General features: G+C 64.7%; 6 protein-coding genes and 1 pseudogene. 5 read left to right on the top strand and 2 right to left on the bottom strand.

The genetic code is table 11. The annotated features are described in order from the left end of the window. Nucleotides 1-219 (top strand): annotated as a pseudogene (locus tag Q7T45_RS17940) (translational GTPase TypA); the annotation flags it as partial. Between the two features lie 127 nt (nt 220-346). Beyond that, complete coding sequence (locus Q7T45_RS17945; protein WP_304872358.1) at nt 347-1,603, top strand: NAD(P)/FAD-dependent oxidoreductase; 1,257 nt, start codon at nt 347-349, stop codon at nt 1,601-1,603. 119 nt (nt 1,604-1,722) lie between these two features. On the opposite strand, the gene Q7T45_RS17950 is transcribed toward Q7T45_RS17945, so the two are convergent. Further along, nucleotides 1,723-2,145, bottom strand: coding sequence for a thiol-disulfide oxidoreductase DCC family protein (locus tag Q7T45_RS17950; protein ID WP_304872359.1), 423 nt, complete (start codon nt 2,143-2,145; stop codon nt 1,723-1,725). Further along, nucleotides 2,142-3,038, bottom strand: a complete 897-nt coding sequence (locus Q7T45_RS17955) for a S9 family peptidase (protein WP_304872360.1) — start codon at nt 3,036-3,038, stop codon at nt 2,142-2,144. The genes Q7T45_RS17950 and Q7T45_RS17955 overlap by 4 nt, the downstream gene beginning before the upstream one ends. Before the next feature lie 275 nt (nt 3,039-3,313). Here Q7T45_RS17955 and Q7T45_RS17960 point away from each other — a divergent pair, with 275 nt between their 5' ends. The 3 genes from Q7T45_RS17960 to Q7T45_RS17970 all read left to right on the top strand — a co-directional run bounded on the left by Q7T45_RS17960 (nt 3,314) and on the right by Q7T45_RS17970 (nt 6,104). Further along, nucleotides 3,314-3,823 carry a GNAT family N-acetyltransferase gene (locus Q7T45_RS17960; RefSeq protein WP_100384899.1) on the top strand — a complete coding sequence of 170 codons (510 nt, stop codon included), beginning with the start codon at nt 3,314-3,316 and terminating at the stop codon, nt 3,821-3,823. Nucleotides 3,824-3,942: 119 nt separating this feature from the next. Then, nucleotides 3,943-4,479, top strand: coding sequence for an inorganic diphosphatase (gene ppa, locus Q7T45_RS17965; RefSeq protein WP_304872363.1), 537 nt, complete (start codon nt 3,943-3,945; stop codon nt 4,477-4,479). A gap of 146 nt (nt 4,480-4,625) precedes the next feature. Then, nucleotides 4,626-6,104 (top strand): M20 family peptidase, encoded by a 1,479-nt coding sequence (locus Q7T45_RS17970; protein WP_304872365.1) that lies wholly within the window; start codon nt 4,626-4,628, stop codon nt 6,102-6,104. The last annotated feature ends 151 nt before the right edge of the window (nt 6,105-6,255 follow it).

Raw genomic sequence — 6,255 nt, forward strand, 5'->3', positions numbered from 1 at the left:
ATCCTCAAGGGCAAGCAGCTCACCAACATCCGCACCACCTCGAAGGACGAGGCGGTGCGCCTGACTCCGCCGATCCGCATGACGCTGGAAAAGGCGCTGGCCTATATCGAGGACGACGAACTGGTCGAGATCACGCCGAAGTCGATCCGCCTGCGCAAGCGGCACCTCGACGCCAACGACCGCAAGCGCGCGGAAAAGTCGAAGCAGGCAGTGGCGTAAGCCACCACGCCGTTCACCGACGAAACTGTCATGGCCGGGCTTGTCCCGGCCATTTCTGTCTTGGATACTGCAAGAGTAAGACGTGGATGCCCGGAATGCCCGGGCATGACGACGAGATAGACGACGCATGTCCCTCCCCTCCGAAGTCGATGTCGCCATCATCGGCGCTGGCGCCGCCGGCCTCGGCGCCGCGCACGCGCTGGAAAACTCCGGCCTATCTACGATCGTGCTGGAAGCGCGCGACCGCGTCGGCGGGCGCGGCCACACCATCCAGGCTGCCCCCGATGTCACCTTCGACCTCGGCTGCGGCTGGCTGCATTCGGCCGATGAAAATTCCTTCGTCCCGATCGCCGAGCGGCTCCATTTCGAGATCGACAAAACCCGTCCGCCGTGGCGCGAGCAGGCCGTGCATCAGGCATTCCCGCCACCGCTGCGCACCGAATTCATCACCGCGCTCGACGCGTTTTATGACCGCGCCGAGGAAGCGGCCGACGAGATCAGGCGAACCGGTCGCGACGCCGCCGCGAATCAATATCTGGAACCCGGCAACCGCTGGAACCCGATGATCGATGCGATCTCGACCTACATCAATGGCGCCGAACTCGACCGGGTCTCGATCCTCGACATGGATGCCTATGAGGACACCGAGATCAACTGGCGGGTGCGCCGCGGCTACGGCGCGCTGATGGCGGCCTATGGCGCAACCTGCCCGCTGGCACTGAGCTGCCAGGTGACGCTGATCGACCATTCCGGACAACGCCTGCGGATCGAGACCTCGCGGGGCACGCTGACGGCCGGCAAGGTGATCGTCACCATCCCGACCAACCTGATCGCGGATCAAACGATCCGCTTTCATCCCGCACTGCCGGCAAAGCTCGATGCCGCGCGCGGCCTGCCGCTCGGTCTCGCCGACAAGGTGATGCTGGCGCTCGATGAACCGGAAGCGTTTCCCAGCGACGGCAGCCTGCGCGGCGCCACCATGCGCACCGACATGGGCACCTATCACCTGCGCCCGTTCGGCCAGCCCTGCATCGAGGGCTTCTTCGGTGGACGCTTTGCGCAACAACTGGAAGACGCCGGCGACGGCGCGCTGGCAGCGCAGAGCATCGACGAGATCGTAGGCTTCCTCGGCAATGACTATCGCCGCAAACTAAAGCCGCTGGCGGAATCGCGCTGGGCCCACGACCCGTTCGCGCGCGGCTCCTATTCGCACGCACTGCCCGGCCACGCCGGCGCCCGCGCGGTGCTGGCGGCGCCGGTCGACGGGCGGCTGTTTTTTGCGGGCGAAGCGACCTCGCCGCATTTTTTCTCGACGGCCCATGGGGCAAGGGACAGCGGGGAGAGGGCGGCGGGAGAAGTGCTCGATACGCTCGCCAAGAACTAACAGCGAATACCGTCATTGCGAGCGAAGCGAAGCAATCCAGCTTTCATGCGCAGCGGCAACGAAAGATGGATTGCTTCGTCGCTGCGCTCCTCGCAATGACGATGAGACAGAATTGAATCTTATTCGATCACCCTCGCCCGCATCCCCGCATCCGGCACAAAGCATTCCTCATACTTCCCAAATATCCGGTACCGATTACGCGCGACGAGACTGTACACCGCGTCGCGCAGTGGCTTCGGCACCGCGTACAGGACGCGCACCCAACCCCATCCCGGCAGGTTCGACAGCACCGTCAGCGCCGCGTCGGACTTGAAGAATACCTCGCCGCCATGGACCACGGCGTTGGTGTCGGGATCATCAGGGTTGATGCCAAATGCCTGCGCCAGCCGCGTGCCGTAGCCGGACTGGATCGCGGTGAAACGGAAGCGCCGCTCCACGTCGCAAACCGCGACGAAGCGGACCCAGCGCGAGCAGAACACGCAGACGCCGTCGTAGAGGATGACGTCATCGTCCGGCCATGGGCTGGTCGTGCGTGACGTCATCGCTTTTTCGCCGCGGCCGGACGAGCCGGCTTCAGCGCCCGGTCCAGTTCGGGACCAGCAAGTTTTACGCCGGCTTCGTTTTCCGCCAGCCAGTGCCCCTCGCTGCCGGATGCCGCCAGCACGCGAAATTCGACTTTGCCACCACCGCCGCGAAGCGCGTCCGCCATCCGCCGCGACAGCTCGGGCGAGAAATACGTGTCATTCGCCGCCACCAGCCAGGTCACCGGCACCCGCGCGGCCTTGCCGAATTCGGCGGCCGCCGCCATCAGCGTATGCGGCGCGCAAACCTTGTTCGGCTGGTCGTTGGCATGGCCGCCGCGTCCGGGCGCGAAGGCGATGATGGCCGAGACGTCTTTCGGGTCTTTGCCGGCCAGCGCCAGCGCACCCCACGCGCCGGCGGAGTGCCCGACAATGACCATGCCGTCCGGCCGAATGAAGGATTGCTTGCGCATAAAGCCCGCCGCCGCCGCGATCGCATCCGCGGTGGCGCGTCCGGCGCGCGCATAGTCAGCTTCGTCGCAGCCGCCCTGGTCTTCCAGATAGCGTCCACCGCCGCCGTGGCCGGGACGTTCCGGCACCAGCACGGCAAAGCCGCGCGCCACCAGCCAACCCGCCAACGCGCGATATTCAGGTTGCGGCATTTGCGCGCGACGCAAGACGTTCTGCGTCGAGGCGTGTGCAATCACCGCCAGCCGGAACGGCCCATCGCCGGCCGGCCGAAACAGCCGCGCGCGCGACGCAACGTCCATCGCCGGTGAGGGTACCAGCCATTGCTGCATGCGACCCGGCTCGGCTTCCGCGCCTTGCGCGCCCAGCCTGACTTGCGCGAACGCGTTTGGGATACAGAGCGATCCAAGCACAACCAGGACGAAATATGCTTTGAGCGACCGCATGATTTGCCTGACGCGGGCCAAGGGGCGAGCCCGGATTTGCGGAACAGAATACCCACGCCGAATCACTCCCGGTGCATTTTCCGTAAGTCCCTGCAGCAAAACGCACCGTTAAGAATCATTCGCAGCATCAAACCATCCGCCGGATGCCATTCCCACAGGCTTCTGTCCTTTTTCGGTACAACTGGCCGGCAAGACTGATGCAAAAAATCCACAGGTTAACCGATAATTAACGATAGACCTTGAAGCGGACGCGCCGACTTGCTTTGATCAGCACCATGAGCACAACCCTGATCGAGGTTCGACCGGCCAAAGCTGCGGACGCAGCCGCGGTGGCGTCCACCCATGACGAAGCCTGGCGTTCGGCCTATCAGGGCATCATCCCCGGTGCCGAGCTGGAGAAGCTGATCAACCGCCGCGGCCCGCAATGGTGGGACAGCGCGATCCGCAAGGGCAGTCGCGTCAGCGTGCTGGTGTTCGGCGACAAGGTCGCGGGCTATGCCAATTACGGCCGTAACCGCGCCCGCAGCCTGCACTTCGAAGGCGAGATCTACGAGCTCTATCTGCGGCCGGAATTTCAGGGTCTCGGCTTCGGCCGCCGGCTGTTCACCGCGGCGCGCCGCGACCTGTTGCAGAGCGGGTTGAAGAGCATGGTGATCTGGGCCCTCTCCGACAACGATCCGGCGACGGAGTTTTATCGCGCCCTCGGCGGCCGCATGGTCGCGCGCAGTTCCGAGAAATTCGGCGCGAAGTCGCTCGACAAGGTCGCCTTCGCCTGGACCAACTGAGGTCAGCCGTATTTTGCGACAAATCGAGGCTGGCTTCGGCCCGCGTCGCGTCCTATCCAAGGCCTTGTTTACAAGGCCCTGTTCAGGCGAGCTGACTTCACACCCACGCGGAGCCATTCATGCGCATAGACGCCATCTCGCTCGGAATCGACCCGCCGCGCATCGTCAACGTCATCATCGAAGTTCCTGTCGGTGGCGAGCCGATCAAATACGAGATGGACAAGGAAGCCGGCACGCTCGTCGTCGACCGGTTTCTTTATACCGCCATGCGCTATCCCGGCAATTACGGCTTCATCCCGCACACCCTGTCGGGCGACGGCGATCCCTGCGACGTGCTGGTGGCCAACACCCGTGCCATCGTCCCGGGCGCTGTCATGAGCGTGCGGCCGGTCGGCGTGCTCCTGATGGAAGACGAGGCCGGCGGCGACGAGAAGATCATCGCGGTGCCGTCCTCCAAGCTGACCCAGCGCTACGACAAGGTGAAGACCTACAGCGACCTGCCTGAAATCACGCTGCAGCAGATCCAGCACTTCTTCGAGCACTACAAGGATCTCGTGCCCGGCAAATGGGTCAAGGTGGTGCGCTGGGGCGGCGCCGAGGACGCGCACCGGCTGATCGAGGAAGGTATCGCCCGCGCCAAGGCGAAAGCGAAGTAGGCGCCGTCTTGCTCCCGTGTCCCGGACGCGGTGCAGCGCCTCCTGGCGGTGCGCCGCAGAGCCGGGACCACTCGCAGTAAAAGATGGACCCCGGCTCTGCAGCGCATCGCTACGCGCTGCGCTGCGTCCGGGGAACGAGGACCCCAATGCGCCGGCTCATCAGAATCATCCGTAATTTCTTGCTGCTCCTGATCGCGGCCATCATCCTGCTCGCAGCTATCCTGCTGTACAATGTCTTCTCGCACCGCTCGCGGCAGATCGAGGTCGCCGCGGTGCCGCGCGCGACGGTCGACCAGGGCGCGGCGATGCGGCTGTCCGAGGCGATCCGTTTCCAGACCATTTCGAATTTTCTCAATCCCGAGCAGGGCGCCGAGGCGCTGCAAGGCTTGCGGGCGCATATCGAGAAAAGCTTTCCGGCGTTTCATGCCGCGGCGAAGCGCGAACTGATCGGCGGCCACAGCCTGCTTTACGCATGGCAGGGCACCGATCCCAGGGCGGCCCCGATCGCGTTTCTGGCGCATCAGGACGTGGTGCCGGTGGCGCCGGGCACCGAGAGGGACTGGCAGCAGCCGCCGTTCGAGGGCGTCATTGCCGATGGCTACATCTGGGGCCGCGGATCGTGGGACAACAAGGGCAACCTCTATGCGATGCTGGAGGCCGCCGAGCAGATGGCGAAGCAGGGCTTTGCCCCGAAACGAACCATCTATTTCGCGTTCGGCCATGACGAGGAAGTTGCCGGCACCAGGGGCGCCAAGGCGATCGCCGCCACGCTGGCCTCGCGCGGCATCAAGCTCGACTTCCTGCTCGACGAAGGCCTGCTGATCACCGACGGCATCATGAAGGGTCTCGACAAGCCCGCGGCGCTGATCGGCATCGCCGAGAAGGGCTACGCGACGCTGGTGTTGACCGCGCAGGCGACCCCCGGCCATTCCTCGATGCCGCCGCGCCAGACCGCGATCGGCATGATGAGCGCGGCGCTGGCGCGGCTGGAAGACCATCGCCTGCCGATGCAGATTCGCGGCACCGTTTCGGAAATGTTCGACACGGTGGCGCCCGAAATGAGCGGCTTCAGCCGCGTCGTGCTGTCGAACCTCTGGCTGTTCAAGCCGCTGTTGTTGCGCGAATTCGAGAAGACCGGACCGACCGAGGCGACGGTCCGCACCACTACGGCGCTGACCATCTTCAATGCCGGCGACAAGGATAACGTACTGCCCGGCAATGCCGCGGCCACCGTCAACTTCCGGCTCATGCCCGGCGACACCCAGGCCAGCGTGATCGATCATGTCCGCGCCACCGTCGGCAACGAGCGCATCGCCGTCGAGCCGTTTCCCGGCAACACCGATCCGCCGCCGGTAACCGGCACCGCGGGTCCATCCTTCAAGATGCTGAACCGGACCATCCGCGAGATTTTTCCCGACGTGATCGTAGCCCCCGGCCTGATGGTGGCCGCGACCGATTCGCGCCACTTCACCGGTGTCACCGACACCATTTTGCGCTTCTCGCCGGTGCGCGCGACGTCGGATGACCTGAAGCGGTTTCACGGCACCAATGAACGGCTCAGCCTCGAGGGCTATGCCGACATGATCCGGTTTTACCGGCGATTGATCGAGAACAGCGCGGGGTGAGTTTTCTTCCCCCTCTCCCGCTTGCGAGAGCTTTGCATAAAGGCGAATCTGCGATTCACTGGCGACCTAGCTGTGGAGAGGGCTGGGATGGCATATCGGCCGGTTGGGCAACCGAGTTTCGCGGATGCGCTAGCGTCGCGGCGAGGGACAG

The organism is Bradyrhizobium sp. (assembly GCF_030646015.1).
In the GTDB taxonomy this organism is placed as follows: Bacteria; Pseudomonadota; Alphaproteobacteria; order Rhizobiales; family Xanthobacteraceae; genus Bradyrhizobium.